This window comes from Brevibacillus nitrificans, assembly GCF_003710965.1.
Lineage (GTDB): Bacteria > Bacillota > Bacilli > Brevibacillales > Brevibacillaceae > Brevibacillus > Brevibacillus centrosporus.
The window spans coordinates 27,156-47,914 of the sequence record NZ_RHHU01000007.1; the positions used below are offsets into that span (position 1 = coordinate 27,156).

The 20,759-nt window shown below is 52.5% G+C and carries 16 protein-coding genes; 5 read left to right on the plus strand and 11 right to left on the minus strand.

Annotation, left to right across the window (positions count from 1 at the left end; all coding sequences use genetic code 11):
• Positions 1 to 6: 6 nt before the first annotated feature.
• From EDM59_RS12670 to adhP, 7 genes are all read right to left on the minus strand, one after another.
• Complete coding sequence (locus EDM59_RS12670) at positions 7 to 462, minus strand: SRPBCC family protein (RefSeq protein ID WP_122923923.1); 456 nt, start codon at positions 460 to 462, stop codon at positions 7 to 9.
• Entirely contained in the window at positions 459 to 2,885 is a 2,427-nt protein-coding gene (locus tag EDM59_RS12675) for a xanthine dehydrogenase family protein molybdopterin-binding subunit (RefSeq protein ID WP_246011021.1), read from the minus strand. The genes EDM59_RS12670 and EDM59_RS12675 overlap by 4 nt, the downstream gene beginning before the upstream one ends.
• A 194-nt stretch (positions 2,886 to 3,079) precedes the next feature.
• Complete coding sequence (locus EDM59_RS31770; protein WP_139228132.1) at positions 3,080 to 3,211, minus strand: NTP transferase domain-containing protein; 132 nt, start codon at positions 3,209 to 3,211, stop codon at positions 3,080 to 3,082.
• Between the two features lie 23 nt (positions 3,212 to 3,234).
• The gene (locus EDM59_RS12685; protein ID WP_122923924.1) at positions 3,235 to 4,341 is read right to left on the minus strand and encodes an XdhC family protein; all 1,107 of its coding nucleotides are present in this window, start codon (positions 4,339 to 4,341) and stop codon (positions 3,235 to 3,237) included.
• Between the two features lie 116 nt (positions 4,342 to 4,457).
• Positions 4,458 to 5,222 (minus strand): response regulator transcription factor, encoded by a 765-nt coding sequence (locus EDM59_RS12690; protein ID WP_092277128.1) that lies wholly within the window; start codon positions 5,220 to 5,222, stop codon positions 4,458 to 4,460.
• 16 nt (positions 5,223 to 5,238) lie between these two features.
• Positions 5,239 to 6,777, minus strand: coding sequence for a class I adenylate-forming enzyme family protein (locus EDM59_RS12695; protein ID WP_122923925.1), 1,539 nt, complete (start codon positions 6,775 to 6,777; stop codon positions 5,239 to 5,241).
• A 225-nt stretch (positions 6,778 to 7,002) separates the two neighbouring features.
• A complete protein-coding gene (gene adhP / locus EDM59_RS12700; protein WP_122923926.1) occupies positions 7,003 to 8,016 on the minus strand; it encodes an alcohol dehydrogenase AdhP in 1,014 nt (337 codons plus the stop codon).
• Positions 8,017 to 8,270: 254 nt separating this feature from the next.
• Between adhP and EDM59_RS12705 the strand changes: the two genes are divergently transcribed.
• Genes EDM59_RS12705 through EDM59_RS12720 form a run of 4 tightly spaced genes read left to right on the plus strand, consistent with a single transcriptional unit; the run spans position 8,271 to position 13,450 of the window.
• Positions 8,271 to 9,419: an iron-containing alcohol dehydrogenase gene (locus EDM59_RS12705; protein WP_122923927.1), complete on the plus strand. Its 1,149-nt coding sequence runs from the start codon at positions 8,271 to 8,273 to the stop codon at positions 9,417 to 9,419.
• A gap of 11 nt (positions 9,420 to 9,430) precedes the next feature.
• The gene (locus EDM59_RS12710; protein WP_122923928.1) at positions 9,431 to 10,753 is read left to right on the plus strand and encodes an ATP-binding protein; all 1,323 of its coding nucleotides are present in this window, start codon (positions 9,431 to 9,433) and stop codon (positions 10,751 to 10,753) included.
• On the plus strand, positions 10,722 to 12,191 hold the full coding sequence (locus tag EDM59_RS12715; RefSeq protein ID WP_122923929.1) for a sigma-54-dependent transcriptional regulator: 1,470 nt from the start codon (positions 10,722 to 10,724) through the stop codon (positions 12,189 to 12,191). Before EDM59_RS12710 ends, EDM59_RS12715 begins: the two co-directional genes overlap by 32 nt.
• 23 nt (positions 12,192 to 12,214) lie before the next feature.
• Positions 12,215 to 13,450 (plus strand): benzoate/H(+) symporter BenE family transporter, encoded by a 1,236-nt coding sequence (locus EDM59_RS12720; RefSeq protein WP_122923930.1) that lies wholly within the window; start codon positions 12,215 to 12,217, stop codon positions 13,448 to 13,450.
• A gap of 70 nt (positions 13,451 to 13,520) precedes the next feature.
• On the opposite strand, the gene EDM59_RS12725 is transcribed toward EDM59_RS12720, so the two are convergent.
• From EDM59_RS12725 to EDM59_RS12735, 3 genes are all read right to left on the minus strand, one after another.
• The gene (locus EDM59_RS12725; RefSeq protein WP_183192903.1) at positions 13,521 to 16,073 is read right to left on the minus strand and encodes a winged helix-turn-helix domain-containing protein; all 2,553 of its coding nucleotides are present in this window, start codon (positions 16,071 to 16,073) and stop codon (positions 13,521 to 13,523) included.
• A 144-nt stretch (positions 16,074 to 16,217) separates the two neighbouring features.
• Positions 16,218 to 17,384 carry a GGDEF domain-containing protein gene (locus tag EDM59_RS12730; RefSeq protein ID WP_122923932.1) on the minus strand — a complete coding sequence of 389 codons (1,167 nt, stop codon included), beginning with the start codon at positions 17,382 to 17,384 and terminating at the stop codon, positions 16,218 to 16,220.
• Positions 17,385 to 17,550: 166 nt separating this feature from the next.
• Positions 17,551 to 18,420, minus strand: coding sequence for an SDR family oxidoreductase (locus EDM59_RS12735; protein ID WP_122924052.1), 870 nt, complete (start codon positions 18,418 to 18,420; stop codon positions 17,551 to 17,553).
• Between the two features lie 145 nt (positions 18,421 to 18,565).
• Between EDM59_RS12735 and EDM59_RS12740 the strand changes: the two genes are divergently transcribed.
• Positions 18,566 to 19,510 carry a helix-turn-helix transcriptional regulator gene (locus EDM59_RS12740; RefSeq protein WP_122923933.1) on the plus strand — a complete coding sequence of 315 codons (945 nt, stop codon included), beginning with the start codon at positions 18,566 to 18,568 and terminating at the stop codon, positions 19,508 to 19,510.
• 2 nt (positions 19,511 to 19,512) lie between these two features.
• Here the strand turns inward: EDM59_RS12740 and EDM59_RS12745 are convergent, their stop codons facing one another.
• A complete protein-coding gene (locus tag EDM59_RS12745) occupies positions 19,513 to 20,694 on the minus strand; it encodes an MFS transporter (RefSeq protein WP_122923934.1) in 1,182 nt (393 codons plus the stop codon).
• Positions 20,695 to 20,759: the final 65 nt, after the last annotated feature.

Sequence of the window (20,759 nt, forward strand, 5' to 3'; positions counted from 1 at the left end):
CTGATGTCAGGCTGTTTTTTGTTCATTTTCCACTTGTTTTTTCATCTTTTTGAAAAAGTCTGAGATCAACAGCTTTGCGACCCCGCCAAGCATCCGCTGGCCGATCGACGCTACCTTCCCCCCGACCTCTGCTTGGTACGCATAGGTGAGTGTGGTGGTTCCCTCTTCTGCCGGGATCAGTTCGATCAGGCCTTCTGCTTCTACAAAGCCCGGGGCCCCCTCTCCGCGTACGATCAGTTTGTAGCTTTTCAGCTCTTCCACATCGGTCAACTGAATCGTCGCGTCATACTTTCCTTTCACCGCGGCGACTCCTACTGCCAGGTCGGCGCGGTACTTCCCATCCTCTAGCAGCACCAATTCCTTGCACCCCATGATGCACTCGGCCAGCACCTCGGGATTGAGGATTTTTGCCCATACTTGCTCGACCGAGGCATTCAGCTCGACAGATCCATTTCCGTTCATACCAATTCCTCCTCTTTGCTCTTCGCTTGTTGTATCCATGACCAGATCCGGTTCGGCGACAAGGGCAGCGTGTCGATCGTGACACCGTATGGGGAAATGGCGTCTGCAACCGCATTGGCGATCACTACTGGCGCACTCATCGTATTGCCTTCTCCCAAGCCCTTTGCCCCGAGAGGCGTCAATGGCGATGGCGTCTCGATGTGTGCGATGGTCACCTTTGGAATCTCTGTAGCTGTCGGACACAGGTAATCCATAAAGCTCCCTGCCAGAAACTGACCGTTCTTGTCGTAGGCCAGCTCCTCGTAAAGCGCGCCGCCCAATCCGTGCGCCAACCCGCCCATGATCTGGCCGTCGGCGATAAGAGGATTCAGGAGCACGCCTGCGTCATGGATGGTGAAATAGTCCAGGATTTGCACATCGCCGGTCGCGGGATCGACTTCGACTGTGACCGCATCGGCGACAAATCCGTAGGTGGCCGAACCATTGATCAAATCGTTTTCATCGGGAGGCAGCGCAGTCGGAATCGTGTAAAAGGCGGTCTCGTGAATGCCTGGCTCCGTTCCCGCCGGCAATCCTTGCGGGTTCCAGTGGGCGGAACCGACAAGCCGCTTGAGCGAGATTTGTTTGGATGGGTCGTCTCGCACCACAACCTTGCCCGTTTCCATGACCAGTTCATCAGGCGAGCGCCCCAGTTGATCGGCTGCGATCCGAAGCAGCTTTTCCTGGACTTTTCCCGCCGCCTGATAAACGGCGCTCGATCCGATAGGGCCAAAGCGGCTGGAGTAGCTGCCCGAGGCTACCGACCATGGGCTGGTCAGCGTATCCATCTCGGCGATCACCTTGATTGTTCGCGGGTCCACTCCAAGCACTTCCCCCACGATCTGCGCCGAGACGGTCTCATGCCCTTGCCCAGTAGGGGCCGTGCTGATTCGGACACTGATGCCGCCCATCGGATCAATCGAGACGGTGGCACCTTCCGCGCACCCTGACTTTGGCAACGACCTTCCCCGCTCTTCCGGGGTCAATGCGACGGTGATGTAGCCCATGTTGGAGCCGGATGGTTCGACGATGCAAGCCAAACCGATCCCCAAATATCTGCCTTCCTGTCTGGCTTTTGCCTGGCGCTTCCGAAATTCCTCGTACTTTGCGATGCTCATCAGCTTTTCAAACGCCTGCCGATAGTCACCGCTGTCGTAAATTCCACCCGACGGCGTCTGATACGGGAATTCCTCTTTGGCTATCAAATTCCGCCGCAGGACTTCAGCCGGGTCCAGCCCCAGCTTCGTCGCCACCATGTGCATGATCCGCTCCAACGGAAAGTACATCTGCTGCCCGCCGTAGCCCCGGATCAGCCCGGTCGGACTTTTGTTGGTCATGACCGCGATGGTTTCCATGGCAAGGTGCTCGATCCGATAGGCGCCGGTGCTGTTGGAGTGCGTCCGGTACAGACAAGCTGGCTCAGGTGCCCGGACATAAGCCCCGACGCTATCCACCATTTTCATCCGCAAGCCAGTCACGGTCCCATCTCGCTTCACGGCTGCCTCGATCCAGGTCACCCTGTCCGTTCCGCTCGAGCTCGCCATCAGATGTTCCTGGCGATCCTCGATCCACTTCACGGGCAAGCCTACCTTTTTCGAGACGACCCCCATCAGCACCATGTAGGGATATACCCCCGACTTGATTCCGTAGCTTCCCCCCACATCCTTGGGGATCATGATTCGCAGCTGGTTGCTGTTGATCCGCAAAGCTGCCGCCATGACCGATTGCAAGGTGAACGGACCGTGGAAATTAGACCAGATCGTCAGGCTGTCGCTGCTTGATTGATAGTGGGCGATGACTCCGTACGTCTCCACTGGTGTGGCGCTGTATTTGGGAAACATGAATTTGTGCTTCACCACAAGCTCCGCCTCGCGGAAAGCCTTGTCGGGGTCTCCATACGAGAATGTGCGGTGGTTGGCGATGTTGGAGCCTACCTCGTCGTGAAGAATGGGACTGTCCGCAAGAAGGGACGTCTCGATATCGACGACGGCAGGGAGTGGTTCGTACTCCACTTCAATCCGCTCCAGCGCATCTTCTGCGAGATACCTGTTTTTCGCCACGACAACGGCCACTGGCTCTCCTACATAGCGGACTTTGTCTACCGCCAAGGAGTAATACTTGACCGGAGCGGTTACCCCTACCGGAAACGGATGGGTCAACTCCACCACATCTTTGCCCGTCACGATTCCTTTCACGCCAGGCATCTGTTCGGCCTGTTCCGTGCGAATCGCCTTGATACGGGCATGGGGATAAGGGCTGCGCAGGATGGCGGCATGATGGATGTTGGGCAGCGGGTTCATATCCTCGATAAAGCTGCCTTGCCCAGACGTCAGCCGCGCATCCTCTACTCGCGCCATCGGTTTGCCAATATGCTGCTTGTTCACTTGCCGCTCCCTCCAAACTGGATTGCTGCTTGAACGATTCCTTTTTCTGTCTGTCCAAACCGGTCAATCACCACTTCTAGGACGGCTGGCTCGATTCCCGGCTGATCTGCCAGCAACACAAGTCCACCGTCAACGGGTCGATTACCCAGATAGGCAAATCCGATATCTCACTAAACAAATCTTCAAACTGAGAATTAAGTACAACAACGGCCTCTCTTGCTGTTGTATTCAACCCTTTTTTTAACTACGTGCCTCAACAGGCTTTGGGGTCCATAGGGCAAGAGCAATTTCTGGCAGCCCATCCTCTTAGAAAAACCTGCAGCCATTATGACAATCCCGACTCTAGAATTCACCTTTGTGCCAGTACTTTCTCTGAGACAAACTCGTTTCGCTCATGCAGCGGTTCGTTGCGTAATCTCAGGGACTGGCCACCTCGCCGATTCCGGCAGCTCGTGAGCTCTGCCAAGATGCTCAAGGCGATTTCCTCGGGTGAATCAGCTCCGATATCCAATCCGATCGGTGCATGCAGTTTTGCAAAATCAACGACTATAGGCCTTTTCTGTTCTGTGTTGATTTCCTGGAGAATCCGCTCTATTCTTTTGCGTGGACCGAGTACGCCCAGATAAGGGATCGTAGAGTCAATCATTCTTTTCACTACCTTTGCATCCAGCAGGTAATTGTGAGTCATCACTACGACATACGCATTCTCGTCCACGTAAAGATTCCCGTAATCCTCTCGACTGATTAGCTGTAATCGGTCTGCTGATGCAAAGGCCTGATGGCAGAGTGCATGTTCTCGATGATCAATGAGCGTCACATGCCATCCGAGCCTGCTCGCTCCCTGAACCAGTGGGATTGCATCCGGACCCGCTCCATATACCACTAGCATGGGGCGAGGCTGAACCGTCTCCACGTACAGGGTGACTTGAACATCTTTCAACTCCCAATGGACGAGCCCCCTGGATCCATTGCGTATCCTCGGCGTACTTCGCTCATCTTGTTCAAAAATGTAAGGGGTTCCAATTTGATGTGTGGAAGGATCAGCCGTATCAATTACGATACCTACAATAAACTCCTTCCGACAGAAGGCTTTCTTCTCATACATCTGGAACACATGATTGGTGTATGCAGGGTATCGAACGGGATCAAATGGCTGCAGAAGAATCTTCATAGCGCCATTGCAGCCTACTCCCATGCCCCAGAGCAAATCTTCCTCCGACCGGAAATCATAATGCTGCGTTCGCGCTCTTCCCGATTCGAGAACGTCCCTCGCATGCTCAAACAAATCCCCTTCGACGCACCCAGCACTCACGGTCCCCAGCACTTTGCCGTCTTCTGTAATGAAACAGCTCGCCCCTTCACGCCTGTAGGTGGACCCGTCTACTTCAATGATTGTCGCTAGGACTGCTCGTTCCTTGTTTTCCAGGCAGTGCTTCAACCCTTCATAGATCTCCATCAATTCTGTATCACCTCAAATCTTGGAAGTGCATGCTTCTATCATAGGAATATTTTGAATTGTGCGGTTTTGCATTTTTTCCAATCTCGTTTCCACATTTTTGCTCAATCTTCCCTTTAGGAAAGAAGACTGGAAAACATCTGCCGGTATTCACTCGGGGTTATATTTTCCAAACGCTTGAAAGTGGTCGCGAAGTAACCAGCGTTGGTAAAACCAGCGTTGTTTGCAATGACCTCAATGGGTAGCGATGTCATTTTCAACAGTTTTTTTGCCTGCTCCACCCTATGCTTGGTCAAGTACTCGATAAATGTGATCCTCATTTCCGCTTTAAATAATCGGCTAAAATGGGACCCGCTGAGATAGACTCGGTCTGCGACATCATTCAGAGTGATTGGCTCGTGATATTGGCTATGAATGTAGTGGATGGCGCTCTGAATCGGATTTCCGAAATCGATCTCAACCGGTTCTTGGGAAACGCCTGGTTTTCTCACCGACTGGGTTTCCTTAAACAGCTGCGGTATCAGTAGCCTGTTTAAGGTGCCAAGGAACTCTATCTTCGAAACCGGCTTTAACAGATACCCTGAAAAACCCGCGTTGATGACGGCTTGTACTACCTCGAACATCTGGATATGCGTGAGAACGACGACGGGAATATGCGGACTTTGTTCCAGGATCATCTTACCGCATTCGATCCCGTCCAAATCAGGCAATGACAAATCGAGTATCACCATGTTCGGGTGATAGTTACGAACAAGTCCCAATCCTTTTTGCGCACTATCACATTCATAAATTGGAAGGTAATTGTACTGGCTTCCCATAAGAATCGATCGGATATCTTCACTGCTTTCTATTTCATCATCGATAATGAGCAGTCCAGACAAAATTATCCCCTCTTTCTCATGCGTCGTTTCTTCCTGTCAGACCGTTGTAAAGCTCTCGTCGAATAATCTTTCCAGAAGCATTCCTCGGAAGTTCGTCGACAAACAGGTACTTCCGTGGTCGTTTTGTATTGGATAGCTTCGCGTGATGTTTGCAGTATTGGTCGAGCTCCTGCACCGTTACCGCCGGATCGAGGGGAACGATGAATGCAACAACAATCTGGCCCCATCTATCGTCCTCCTGCCCGATCACAACTGCTTCTGCTACTTTCGGGTGACTGGAAAGCACCTTTTCTACCTCTATCGGTGAAATGTTCTCCCCTCCTGAAATCAGCATGTCGTCAATTCTGCCCACAATGTACAAATCCCCATCTTCATCGAACTTCCCAAGATCTCCTGTGAAGTACCATTGGTTTCGGATGGCCTTTCGTGTAGCGTCAGGCCGATTCCAATATCCTTTGAACGCTTCGTCCGAGCCGGCATGAATGATGATCTCCCCCACCTGACCAGCAGGTACCTCGTCTTGCGGAGTAGAACCGCCCGAAGGATCAGGTGTGACCAGCTTTACTCGTTGATGAATGCCTGGCTTACCAGCACAACCAGGCTTTTTGTCCAGTGTGGAGCAAGTAGTGAAAGTATAGATTTCGGTACTGCCGTAATGATTGACGAAATGTTTTGGCTGTATTCGCTGAAAACACTTCGTGATCAACGCTTCTGACATTGGAGCGCCCGCATAGCCGATCTTCTTGAGTGCCGACAGATCTGATTGGGAACTAGATGAATCTTCCAGTAACTCATGGTACAGCCGGGGAATCATGTATAAGCAGCTAATCCGTTCTTTTTCAATCAGTGTGAGTGCAGAGTGAGGATCCCAGCTTGGAGCCAGCACGTATTTCCCGTTCAACACGCACATAGCCAACAAAGAACGCATTCCCATCGTGTGGTATAAAGGCATCACGCCCAGTGTGCTATCGAAGGTTGCATATGAATTTTGAATGATGTGCGCGATCGTGGAAGCGTATTCATTCTTATGGGAACGAGGCACCCCTTTTGGAAATCCAGTAGTTCCCGACGTGTACAGCATGATAGCGATATCCTCATCGTCCACCCCTACACTTTCAAACGGATGCGTCCCTCTCTTCACCAAGTCGGCATAGGAAAGATCCCCCTCTCCTTGTTCCAACCCGATAAAAATGGGGCGCTCACTAAATTTCGCAGCCATCACCGCCCGACGGCTATTGCTCTCATATACGACGACTTTGGGCTCTGAATCGTTGATGCAATACTGGGTATCCTCTGGCGATAGCCTCATACTGATCGGGGTAAATATCGCCCCGAGCTTTTGAGTCGCCCAAAACATACATACAGCTTCTTTCCTGTTTTTGAGTAGCATCATCACTCGGTCTCTTCTAGCTACACCGAGCTTCAACATGGAAGTCGCCAACCGATTTACTTCCTCGTTTATTTCATCAAATGTGTATCGCTCGTTATTCTCGACGAGAGCGACATGGAACGGGTACCGACTTACCGCACAATCAAAAACCGTACCGAGATTCAATCCAATCACCCCTAAATCGTCTGTCCGACTCTCTATTATGGTATCAAAATCTTGTTTTTTGAAAAATCATACTATAGGTGCAGGTAGCCCGTTTTCGTTTTTTTGATATCTCCACTTTTGAAATATGATCATGATGAATACGTCAAATCCGTGCAGGATGAACGATGCAAAAAGGCTGCCAACGCCTGGTCTCTACCAGCGTGACAGCCTTAATTGATTGATTTCCTACTCCATCGTTAAAACAACCCGACCGTTGATTTGGCCTTTTTCCATTCGCTCCAATACTTCATTGATCTTGTCGAGCGGCTGCGTCTCGATGATCGCGCGCACTTTGCCGCGGGCAGCGAAGTCCAGCGCTTCCTGCATGTCTTTACGTGTTCCGACGATCGAACCTTTTACTGTTACACCGTTTAAAACGGTATCGAAAATCGGGATCGGCAGCTCGGCATTTGGCAATCCCACGACAACGAGGGAGCCGCCGCGTCTGACGGATTTGTAAGCTTGCTCGAACGCTTTTTTGGTAACAGCCACACTGACTGCTCCGTGTACGCCGCCAACCTGCTCCTGAATTGCTGCCACCGGATCTACCTCGCTGCTGTTTACGGTCACATCGGCTCCGAGTTCTTTTGCCAGATCCAGCTTTTCTTTGTGGATATCGACTGCGACTACGTTATACCCCATCGCTTTTGCGTACTGGAGCGCGACGTGTCCCAGGCCCCCGATTCCGTAGATGGCTACCCAATCCCCTGGCTTCACGTTTGCGACCTTCAGTGCTTTGTACGTGGTCACGCCTGCGCAAAGGATCGGCGCTGCATCCACGTCACTGAGCTCGCTTGGGATACGCGCCACGTAGGCTGCAGGTGCCACGCAGTATTCAGCGTAGGCGCCATCCACGGAATAGCCCCCATTTTGCTGCTGTTGGCAAAGCGTTTCCCAGCCAGTCAGGCAATAGTCGCACTCTCCGCATGCAGAGAACAGCCACGGAATCCCTACCCGATCTCCCAGCTTCAAAGAAGTAACGCCTTCACCCAGCTTTTCGACTACCCCTACTCCTTCGTGTCCTGGAATCAAGGGCAGCTTCGGTTTCACAGGCCAGTCCCCATGGGCTGCGTGCAAGTCGGTATGACACACCCCGCACGTCTTGATTTTGACCAGGACTTCCCCATACCCTACTTCAGGCACCGCTACTTCCTTCAGCTCCAGCTTTTTTTGAAACTCGTTGACTACCGCTGCCTTCATCCCTTATTTCCTCCCTTATTCCCACTTTCGGCATGAGCCGCATGGGTTTGTGTGATGCCATTCTTTGTAGCAAGCGTCATGCCAAGCTGAAAGCGCTTTATTCTCCGCGTCTTTTGGCAACCTTCTCATGAAAGCGAGCCATTCTTTCGGCCAGACTAGCCGAAAAATCGGCCCGTTAGCCAACCTTTTGGCCAGAAGAGGGATTTGTTCACCTTTGCGGTATTACTAGTTAGTGGAAAAAGGGGGACGAATGCATGCAAATTTCCAAATTCATGACTCCGGAAATCATCTTTGGCAACCAGTCCATAGCTCAGATCGGCGAAAGCTTGCGCAGGCTGGGAGCGACACGCGTCTTTCTCGTCAGCGATCCAGGTGTCGTAAACGCGGGTTGGGTCGAGCGCATCATGCAGATTCTCAGTCAGCAAAAGCTCGCGTACCACTTGTGGACCAATGTGACTGCCAATCCCAAGGATTACGAAATTCACGCAGGTGTCGCCGAGTATCGGGCGCTGGAGTGCGACGCCATCCTCGGGGTTGGCGGCGGCAGTGCGATCGATGCGGCTAAGGCGATTGCGCTACTCGGGACCAATGACGGCAGCATCGTCGATTATGAAGGCGTAGACAAGATCACTCACCCGCTTCCTCCCATGGTCATGGTTCCAACTACCGCTGGATCCGGATCAGAGGTTTCACAATTTTCCATCATTGTAGACAGTGCCAGAAAAGTAAAGATGGCCATCATCTCCAAATCTCTGATCCCTGACATCGCTATCATCGATCCACAAACACTGATGACAAAGGACAGGCAGCTCACGGCAAATACAGGCATGGACGTTTTGACGCATGCCATCGAATCTTATATTTCTCTCGCCGCTACCCCCTTGACCGAAGTCCATTCCCTGCAGGCGATGCGTCTGATCGCCAAGCATTTGCGCCCTTCCGTTGCCAGTCAGTACAACGAGGAGGCTAAGCAGGCGATGGCGATGGCAAGCCTGCAGGCTGGAATCGCCTTTTCCAATGCCATCCTCGGTGCCGTCCACGCCATGTCCCATCAGCTGGGAGGCTTTCTCGATGCGCCGCATGGCGAGGTCAATGCCATCCTGCTGCCCCATGTGCTCGAATACAACTTTATTGCAGCCCCCGAAAAGTACAGGCACATCGCCGAATGCCTCGGGGAAAGCACGGCGGGGGTAAGCCTTCCTGAATCCTCCCGACTGGCCCTGAAAGCAGTAAAGGAGCTGTCACGAGATCTGGATTGTCCCGAGTCTTTGTCTGCGATCGGACTCGTCCCCGATCAGATTGAGCTGTTGAGCGCCCATGCCCTGCTCGACGTCTGCATGACGACAAATCCTCGCGACATGAATGCCACCGATGTCGCTACCCTTTTCCGTCAAGCTCTATAGGAGGCGTGCCTATGCAAAACAAACAGGAAATTCTCGAGAAGCTGACCGGCATCCAATCCTCTCGGAAAAGCTATTACACGGAGCTGACCTACCTCGTGGAGGAAATGAAAAAGAAGAACAGGCAGCTGGCCGTCATCAACCAGCTGACGCAGCTTTCGATCAATGCCTCTTGGCCGGAGACCAGCATCTACATTGCGAGCCAGCTTTCGCAGATTCTCCCGTTTGCCCGGTTTGTTCTTACCCTGACAAAAGGAGGACGGCTCTCTTCCTATCTGGCTTCGCAGGAGGATGGGCAATGGCAGTGCCATACACATACAAGCGTTGTCCCGGAATTCGTCGAACAGCCCACCCGCCCTTTGAAAGACTTTTTGAAGGTCATGCTTGAAGCGATGTTCCCTGACCATCACGCTCTGTCCGTGCCGCTGCACAGTCAGCGCAATCAGGCTTTTGGCTATCTTACTCTGCTGCAGAAGGCTGAGCAGTCGGCAGATAGTCAGGATGCCGAGCTCTTTTCCCTCATTGCCAGTCACGTAGGGGTATCGGTAGAAAACATCTTGCTCTTTCAGGATGTGAGCGAGAAGATCAAAATCGAAGCACAGCTGGTCCAATCCGCCAAGATGGCCGCCATCGGCGAAATGGCCGCCGGGATCGCTCACGAGCTGAATAGCCCGCTCACCGCCATTCTCGGAAACTCCCAGCTGCTCCTTCGGGAAATGAAAGCAACACCGACTGCTCCTTTAATGAATGACATTTACCAATGCGGCGTGCGTTGCAAAAAAATCATTCAAAACCTGCTTACCTTCTCCCGGCAGGAAGAGTATGTGTTCTCTACCATTTCCATCGATGAAGTAGTAGAGGACGCCCTCGGGCTGATCGGCTATCAGCTCTCCGTATCGGGATTGACGGTCACGAAGCATTTGACTCAGCCGCCGCTGCAGTTTCACGGGAGCCGGCATCAAATCGAGCAAATCGTGATCAATCTGCTGCTCAACGCACGGGATGCTCTAGCGGGTCGAGAGAATCCCTGCATCGAGCTGCGCACATTTTTGCTTGAGGACGAAGCGCAAGCCTATGTAGGACTGTCTGTCTACGACAACGGCGAAGGAATCTCGGGAGAGCAGCTGCCGCAAATCTTTCACCCCTTCTACTCTACCAAGGAGAGCACGAAAGGGACTGGCCTCGGCTTATCTGTCAGTCTGGGAATTGCCGAAGCCCATGGAGGAAAGCTGCTTGTCGAAAGTGAAGAAAACAAGTACAGTCAGTTCACCCTGCTGCTGCCGCTTTTACGAGAGGAGGCGCGAAATGGAGAAAAAACGGATACTGATTGTGGATGACGAAGCAGAGGTCACTTCCTTTTTTACCTACTTTCTCCGTCAAAAAAGCTGCGAGGTCACCGTGGCGAATACAGGCAAAGAGGTAGAACACCTTTTGCAGGTCCAAACGGAGGGCTTCCATGCTGCTCTGGTCGATTTAAAGCTGCCGGATGCCAATGGCTTGGAGCTGCTCAAACGGATCAAGGCGGTCTTCCCCTCCTGCGAGGTCCTGATCATGACCGGCTACAGCACGATCAAGTCCGCAATTACCGCGATGCAATGGGGAGCCAGGGACTATTTGGAAAAGCCTTTTGACGACCTGGACGATCTCGAGCGTATCATTGATGCCGTTTTGGAGTCGTCTACGGTGGAAGAAAGCGAGCTATCGCGGGAAGCTGCCCAGTACGGGATCCTGTACGCCCCGGATAGTCCGATGGCAAAGGTCATGGCGATCGCAAAAAAGCTCGCAAAAAAAGCGATCCACATCCTGATCGAAGGCGAAACTGGCACAGGAAAAGAGCTGATGGCCCGGTTTCTGCACGGTGCCAGCTCTCGCTCTTCGCAGCCGTTCGTAGCGTTTAACTGCGGGGCGGTTCCTGAAACCTTGCTGGAGAGCGAGCTGTTCGGCTACGAAAAAGGGGCTTTTACCGGCGCTCTCAAAGCAAGGAAGGGTCTGTTCGAGCTCGCTCACAACGGGACCTTATTTCTCGATGAAATCGGAGAAGCTCCCTCCTCCATCCAGGTGAAGCTGCTGCGCACCTTGGAGACCGGTGAGTTCATGCGAATTGGTGCAGAGCATGTCGGGCAGAGCAACATTCGATTTATTTCGGCCACCAACCGCGATCTGGAGCACGAGGTCGAACAAAATCGCTTTCGCCGGGACCTTTTATATCGTCTCGAAGGGATCAAGCTGTCCATTCCCCCTCTCCGTGAACGAGCAGCCGATATCCCGACCATCGCATACGCCTATATGCAAAAACGAAATGGGAAGGTATGTGAAATCGACCAGGAAGCCTTGGAGCTGCTGCAAGGCTACGACTGGCCTGGCAATGTGCGGCAGCTCATGAACGTGCTTAATCAGACGCTTGCCCTCCACGAGTGCGAGACGGTGCGGGCAGAGCATCTTCCTGCAAGTCTGCGCAAAAAGGCGATCCAGAATTCTCACTCACCTTCTCCTGTACAAGAGCTCCCACTGGCGCTCACCCAGCAAATTGATCGCGAGTGCGAGCGCTTTGTCGAAGCGATCACTCGAAACGTCACTTCTCTTGACGGCTTCGATTTTGAATATCTGCTCAGGCGGATCAAGCTGCTGGAAGGAGAAATCGGCCGGTCGATCATTGAAAAGGGTCTGACCGAAACAAAGGGCGATCGCCAGCTGCTCAGCAAAAAGCTCAATATCACCAAGCGCACCATTCGCTACATTTTAAATGAAAAGGGTTCCGGCAACAGTTTGAGCTGACCCTCATCAGGAGGCATTTTTTCGTGAGCTCTCATCAACAGCATGGGTCTTTTTCTCTTTTAAAAAGGATTCCTGCCGACTTTTCCGTCTCTGCCCTTATCGTGGGCTTGATCGCCACCATGGTCTCTTATGCGGGACCTCTATTGATCGTCTTTCAGGCAGCCAAGGCAGCCAACCTGAGTGACGCACTGCTGTCCTCTTGGATCTGGGCGATTTCCATCGGCAGCGGCCTGACGGCGATCGTACTCAGCATCCGGTATCGGACACCCGTCATTACGGCTTGGTCGACGCCGGGTGCCGTTCTGCTCGTTACCAGCTTGTCTGTCTATCCGTTCTCTGACGCGATCGGAGCCTATCTCTTCTCTGCCGTGATCATCACGCTGCTTGGGGTATCCGGCCTTTTTTCTACGATCATGCGATACGTTCCTCCAGCGATTACCACGGCGATGCTCGCGGGAATCCTGCTTTCTTTTGGCGTGCAGGTCTTCGTCTCCTTGCAAGAGCTGCCTGCGCTGGCATTGCCTATGATTGTTTGCTATCTCTTGGCAAAGCGCTGGATGCCGCGATACGCCGTCGTCTTTTCGCTGCTGGTCGGGCTGATCGCTGCCTTTTTACTGAATCGCTTTGAACTGGGAGGCATCCAGGTCGCTCTCGTGCAGCCGATCTTCACGCTGCCTACGTTTTCCTTAGATGCCATCATCGGTCTGGGAATTCCGCTGTGCATCGTAACGATGGCTTCGCAAAACGCTCCCGGTATCAGCGTGCTGCAGGCGGACGGCTACGATACCCCTGCCAGCCCGCTCATTACGACGACAGGGGTCGCTTCGATCATACTTGCCCCCTTTGGTGCGCACGGGATTAATCTGGCTGCCATTACTGCTGCGATCTGCACCGGAAAAGAAGCCCATCCTGATCCGTCCAAGCGCTATATTGCCGGAATTGCATGCGGAGCGTTTTATCTCGTTTTCAGCATGTTCGGAGCGACCATCGCCTCGGTATTCTCCGCCTTTCCCAAGGAGCTGATCGCGGTCATCGCTGGACTCGCACTGTTTGCCTCTCTCAGCTCAAGCCTTGCCTCGGCGATGAGCGACATGTCGCAAAGAGAAAGTGCCCTCATTACCTTTCTCGTCACGATCTCCGGTATTTCCATTGCGGGGATCGGCGCGGCCTTCTGGGGATTGGTTGCGGGTGTGATTGCCAATTTGCTGTTGTCAGGTGATGTTCGCAAGTGGAGGGCGCTTGGTCGAACCAAAGCTTAGCTTGCAGAGAAAAAGCCGACGTTTGTCGCCGGCTTTTTCGAATTCCCCTCTTTCGATGCTCCCTGATCCCTCACAGCTCCATTTGCCTTGCTTTTTTGGCTGCCTGCACCCGATTCTTCACTTCCAGCTTTTGAAAGATCGTATGCACGTATTTCTTGGTCGTGCCCAAGGTTAAGAACAACCGATCGGCAATTTCTTGATTGGACAAGCCTTCGCTAATGTATTTCAGCACATCTTTCTCTCTATTCGTAAAGGAGACGAGCGATGCTGCCGCTCCCTCTCGAGGATTGAACAACAGCTGCAGCTTTTTTGCATACGCCAAGGTTTCCTCGTCTTGCAGCCCATCCGCTTGAGTCGCGTTCTCCAGCAATTCTTCCATAGGCATGCCCTCATCCAAGAATATGCGGATGTACCCCTCTGTCCTTGCCAGGTCAAGGGCATTCCACAATGTCTTGAACGCTTCCTCTCTTTGCCCTTCTCCATGAAAGCAGAGGGCTTGCAAGAGGAGGATTTCGATCTGGCTCCCCACACGATTCGCCTGCTCAGCCACCAACAAAAGCAGATGCAGCCACGATTTCGCTTCTGCCGTCTTCTTTTGCGCCATCAGCACGCGCGCCAGAGTCAGGTTTTCGTACTCTTGGGAAACTCTTGGCAGCTGGGTGACCTGCATATGACGCTGTGCGATCCATCTCTCGCCTTCTCCGGTATGTCCTGCTGCCAGCTGCATTCTGACGAGACAGGCCTCCACGAGCTGCTGCCATCGAGGCGCCTGCATCTGCTGCAAATCTTCCCGCGCTCTACGCAAAAGAAATAGGGCATCCTGATTTTGCCCGACGGCCTGCTTCCCTTTTGCGTGTAAAATCGATCCAGTCGCCAGCACACCAGCCTGCTTCGTCACACGTGCATAGCGCACGGCTTGATCCGCATAGTTGTTTGCATCGCTTAAGAGATTTCTTTCATAGTGCAAGTCGGCTAAAAAGATGAGGGCATATCCTCCCAGCGCTCCATGCAAAAGAGCTCTTGTCTGTTCGGAACCAGAGAGGATCGAGGTGAGGTACGCCATTTTGGACAGCCTGCCACCAAAACCGATTGGGCCGCGGTACAGCATGGCTTCTCCCAGGTTCATCACGTGCACGATCTGTCCGAACTGCTGCACTCCCTCTTTATTGGCGCCAACCAGTGCTAGAAAGGAGTCGATATCGTGCTGGTAGTATGCGATGGATGCGCGATACAGCGTGATTTTTGTCTCCAGCTCCTCCGCTTTTTCTGGCGAGATCTGTCCTATCCCCTCCCGCAAAAGGCTTTCTGCCCGCTCCAAATAGAGCATGGCTTCTCCTATCCTTCCTTGGAAAGCCAGCCTCGTCACTTCAAAGTAGAATAGATTGGGAACATCGAGGATGCTTTGCAACGGCAGCTGCTCCAGCCATCGCTGCAAGAGCGCTTCTTCTCCACTCTGAATGATCAAAGGGAAGCTCTTCTCCATATAGCTGGCAGCCACCTCAAAATCTTTGGCAGCCAGTGCATGCAAAATGGCTTCGCCGTAATCGCCTGTTTCCTGATACCAACGATGCGCGCGGCGATGCAGCGACCCGATATGGTCGTCGCTGTACTCCTTTTCCAGTCGATTCCGAAGCATTTGTCCAAAGAGATGGTGGTACCGATACCACTTGCGTATATCGTCCAACGGGATCAGAAAAAGATTGTCCTGCTCAATCTGGGAAAGAAGGACAGCGGCAGAAGCTTCTCCTGTGACTGCTTGAGCGAGGGACACATTCATACGGCTCAGGATCGAGGTCTGAAGCAAAAAGGCTTGCAGCGGCTTTGTTTGACAGTGGAGGACTTCATCGACGAGGTAGTCCACGACATGGCGCTGATTTCCTGAAAATGCCTGCAGGAACGACGCTGTATCCTTGCGCCCTGCCAGCGAAAGAAACGCCAAATGAAGGCCAGCTACCCAGCCTTCCGTTTTTTTCTCCAGTACGTTCAGCTCTTCACTAGACAACGGTGTGTCCATGACTTTCGCCTGTAAATCTCGGATCTCTTCGAAAGTAAAACGCAAATCATTGCTGTCCAGTTCTAGCAATTCCTGATAGGCGCGAAGACGGGAGTGGGGAATCGGGGGCATGGAGCGGCTGATGATCAGCAGATGGAAGGACGAGGGCAAATGATCAATCAGAAAAGAGAGGCTCTCATGAATGGCATGATTTTCGATCACATGATAATCATCCAGAACGAGGACAAGATCTCTTTCGATGCGTGCCAGCTCGTTGACAAAAAGCGAGAGCATCGCTTCTGCAGAATCTTGGGTAAACGAATGAAGGACGGGCTTGAGTCGATCAGCAATACCCGGTTCGAGCTGATCCACGGCCGCTGCCAGGTAGCTCCAAAAACGGGCAAAAGCATTGTCTCCCGGCTCCAGTGAGATCCATATCGCTGGAACGGCGTTTTTTTCGATCCAATCGCTAACGACTGTCGTTTTGCCAAAACCTGCAGGAGCACTTACCACTGTCAGCTTATACTCCGCATACCGCTCGAGCTTTTTTTGCAAACGCGGACGCGTCAAGTAATGCACATGTTTTTGCGGAACAGCAATCTTGGCGGATACCACCGGGTAGCGTTCCATTTCTAGTTCCTTCGTTAGGAAGGGAGTATGTTTCCGATTGGTAGTCATCGCAATCAACCTTTTACAGAACGAATTTTCCTACTTTTCTTTCCCTTCCTTTATTATATCGAAAATTACATATCCTTTGACACCAAATTTTCTCTCCTATGCTTCACTCACAGCGCGCGCTACCCCATCTCGTCCATTTCGTTTCGCTTGGTACAAAGCCTTGTCGCACGAAAGATACAAAGACTCCAGCTCCGTATGGCGATTGGGCACAACGGTAAGCAGGCCCATGCTCAATGTATAGCGTACCTCTACATTCGCCCGGCTCATCTGGAATGCCGTCTCCCTGATTTGCTCGACCAATCGGGATGATCTTTGCTCGTCTTGTCCCGGTAAAATAATGGCGAACTCGTCACCGCCGTACCTGCCGAATAAGTCGCCGGGAGCCAGCTGCCGCATGATTTTCTGGGTCAAATCCTGCAGGACGTAGTCACCCGCGACGTGTCCGTAGGTATCGTTGATTTGCTTGAAGTGATCCACATCGAAAAGCAGCAGTGTAATCGGAGCCTTCTTTTTGGCGCACTGCTCGATGCATTTTCTAGCTCGATAAATAAATGTTCGGCGATTGAAGACTCCGGTCAAATCATCCAGACTGGCTAATCGGACCAAATCACGATCCGACTGCTCCTTCAGCAGGAGAACATAGCCTGTGTTTCCGAGGATCATCACCAGATACAATGACAAAAAGGAGAGTGTCTGAGAGAGTCCCGGCGTGAAAAGCCCCATCGAGCTCCCAGACAAAACGGCTGCCACTGCTCTTCCCAAAAGAGCCACTATGACCAACAAATAAAGCGAGCCCATAATTTTCATCAGCAGGGAGGACCCACTCTCTTTGAAAAGCTTGCATGCGGGAAAAAAAATAAACAAAGCCGTTCCCAAAGAGGCAAAGGCGATTCGGATGTCTTCCTGGTTGCAGAAGAGAATGATCAGATGAAAACCAATCACATTCCATGCAGTCAATATTCCATATATTTTCCGGGTAGTCGGGTTAAACGCTTGCAGCAGCATGAGAACAGCGATCGTCTCTAATGCAGCCCCTACAAACAATAAAGAGTTCGCAAGCGAGATGCTAATCGCATCTGGCAATCCCCCACGCAGTGCCAAAAACAGCCACGCTAGAGCCTGCGTACACTTGGCAAAGAAAAAGGCGTTGATCTTTGCGTCCTTTTTGTGGGTCCGCCAGTACGCGCTGATCAAGATAACGGTAAACAAATGGCCAACAACCAAAGTGAGGATGATCGTTTTCATATCGAGAAAAAAATCCATCAGGGCTTCACCATTCCTACCTCATGAGCTAAACCATCATGAGTATATCAAAAAAAAAGAGAGGAAATCAGTAGGAAATAAAAAAGTTAGCAGAAATCATAGATTTTTTGGAAAAGCAAAAGAACCCCTTCTGGTGCTGAGGGGCTCTTCCTTGCTTATTGATTCCTTAAAATCCCTGTTCTTTTGCGTAGTTCCCCCAATGCGGTCGGCTTCCATCCCGATCCGTAAAAGGAAACTCGTCGGACAGCCCCCATGTACTGAAGGCTTTCCCGGACCTGTTCATTATTTGTGGGTCGGTCGCGAGTGCGACAACAGCGCGTCCGATATAGTCTGGCGTCTCTGACATCAGAAAGTGGGGATCTTGTTTTGCCGCTTCCTTCCACGTCTCTTCGGTCACTCCAAAATAATCGAGCATTTCTTCCGAGCGCAGAAAGCCTGGCGTCAACGCCACCGCAGCAATGCCATGCGGGCGCAAATCCTCCGCCATCGCCTGCGCCAGATGAATCACCGAGATTTTTGCGAGACTGTAGGGCAGGTTGCCACGGTACCGGTAGTCTGTCCCGTCTGTGATCTCAATGATTAAGCCACTCTTTCGTGCAAGCATGAGCGGCGCAGCGTAATAGCTCGTGATCATATGCGTATGAATCGCCCGCTCCTGCATAAGAATTCCTTTGTCCAAAGAGCACTCCCAGAAAGGCTTTCCCCATTCTGTCAAAGACTCTCCTCCCCAAATGTCGTTGACTAACAAATCCAGCTGACCGTCCTGCTCTGATTTGATCCGCTCAAACAGGCCGGCAACCTCGGACGCTTGCGAATGATCCACGCGTACCGGAATTCCCACTCCCCCTGCTGCGGTCACCATTTCCGCCGTATCTTCGATGGTCTCCAATCGACCCAAATCCGATGGGTTCCCTCTCACGCTGCGTCCTGTCACGTAAACGGTCGCTCCTGCTTCCCCCAGCATGACGGCAATGCCTCTGCCCGCTCCTCTCGTCCCGCCTGCTACGACTGCCACTTTTCCCTGCATGGTCTTGATTGAATGGCTCATGGGTCTGTCACTCCTTTGGATAAATGATTCACTGCAATACTTACCGCTATTGTATCGGTTCCAATATGACAACGGCTGTCATATTCGGTAAGATACGATGGAGAGGAAAATGGCAAACGAACGGAGGGCTTTTATGCGAGCAGATCGATTAGTCTCGATCCTGTTGCTGCTGCAAAACCATGGACGGATGACAGCAAAGGATCTCGCAGAAAAATTGGAGGTATCTGAACGAACCATTCATCGGGACATGGAAGCGCTCTGCATGGCAGGCGTACCGGTCTATGCGGAGCGTGGGACCAACGGCGGCTGGGCTCTGTCCGAGGGCTATCGCACCGATCTGACGGGCTTAAAGGAAAGTGAGCTTCAGTCTTTGCTGCTCGTGTCCCCGACCATGCCTTTAGGTGACCTCGGAATGAGGGAAAGCTTTGAAGCCGCCTGGCAAAAGCTGCTGGCTGCTACACCTGAGACGAGCAGGCGAAATGCTGAGTACGTCCGTCAGCGCATCCATATTGACGGTGCAGGCTGGCATCAATCGACAGAGACGTTTCCTTGCCTGTCCACGATACAGGAAGCGGTGTGGCAGGAGCGCGTCCTTTTTATTCGGTACGGGAGGGGGACGGAGACGGTGGAACGAACCGTTCATCCACTCGGACTCGTCGCCAAGCGCAGCACGTGGTATTTCGTCGCACAAGTCGAGGGAGATTTGCGGACATACCGCATTTCCCGGCTTGTCGAGGCCAAGATTCTGGAGGAATCCTTTGTCAGACCAGAAGACTTTGATTTGAGCCTTTATTGGGAGCAATCGACCGCTGCCTTCCAAGCCAGCTTGCCGCGCTACCCAGCGCAAATCCGTATCCGGGAATCGTCCCTCGAACGCCTGAAGCAGGAGCGTTACGTCCAAATAAAATCCACCCATCCTGTCGATAGCGAATGGGTGGAGGCCGATGTGCACTTTCATACCTTGGAGTCTGCCTGCGAAATGGTGCTCTCCTACGGATCAAGCATGAAGGCGATTCAACCCGAGGAGCTGAAGACGAGGGTCATTGCCGAAGCAACTGCCATTCTAGCCCTTTACTAGCCTTACGCGATACTCGTCTCTCGCTTCTCGCGTGTTTCTCGTCCCATCGCAAGCAAGACGACTGTCCCCACTAGCAGGACCACTGTAAACATGCTGAAAATGAACGTGTAGCTATAATGAAGCGCGGAGTAATGCCCTACCAGGTAAGGAGCGATGATGCTGCCAATCCTTCCGACACCCGAGGCAAAGCCTGCTCCGGTTGCCCGCAAAGGAGTCGGATAATTTTCCGGCGTGTACGCGTACAAAGCACCCCATGCCCCTAGATTAAAGAAGGAGAGCAAGGCTCCCGTCAGCAGAAGCCCTCCCGTACCGGTGCTGCCGCCAAAAGCGAACGCCATGACGCCCGTCATAAACAGAAACGTCGCCAATGTGTACTTTCTTCCCCATCTTTCCACCAGATAGGCAGCTGCGAAATAGCCGGGAAGCTGGGCCAGCGTCATGATCAGGACGTACTGAAAGCTCTTGATCATCGTAAAGCCCTTGTCGACCAGCACCGAGGGCATCCAGAGAAACATGCCGTAATACGAGAACGTAATGGCAAACCAGACGATCCACAGCGTAATCGTCTCCCGTTTGTGGGAGGTGAGCAATTCTTTTAAAGGAACACGTTCCTCACGCTGATGGAACTTCGGCGACTCCGGAACATTGCGGCGAATGTACCAGGCGTACACCATCGGCAATGCCCCAATGATGACAGCTACCCGCCAGCCGTAAACTGGGATGACGAAGTAGGAAATGATGGCGGCCAGTATCCAGCCTACGGCCCAGAAGCTCTCCAGCAGGACCACGGTGCGGCCACGCTTTTCCGGAGGGGCAAACTCATTCACCAAGGTAGAAGCTACCGGCAGCTCCGCCCCCAAACCAAGGCCGATCAGGAAGCGGAACAGGAGCATGAGCGAAAAGCCTGTGGCAAATGCACTCGCCAGAGAGGCCGCCCCGAACAACAGCAGCGTGAGCATAAATACAGGCTTGCGTCCGACCCGATCTGCCAGGTATCCGCCAGCCACCGCCCCGATCGCCATTCCGATGGTATTGCCGGTCCCAAGCAAGCCTGCTTGTTCACCGGACAATCCCCATTCCTGTCGCAGTGCTACCATAATAAAGGATAAAAGTGCTACATCCATCGCATCGAACATCCACCCGAACCCGGATGCCCAAAACACCTTTTTATACGTCGCTGACATGTTGATTTTCCCTGCCTTCTTTTCGTACCGTGTTTACTACCCACATCTTTCCAGTAGTGTCCCCC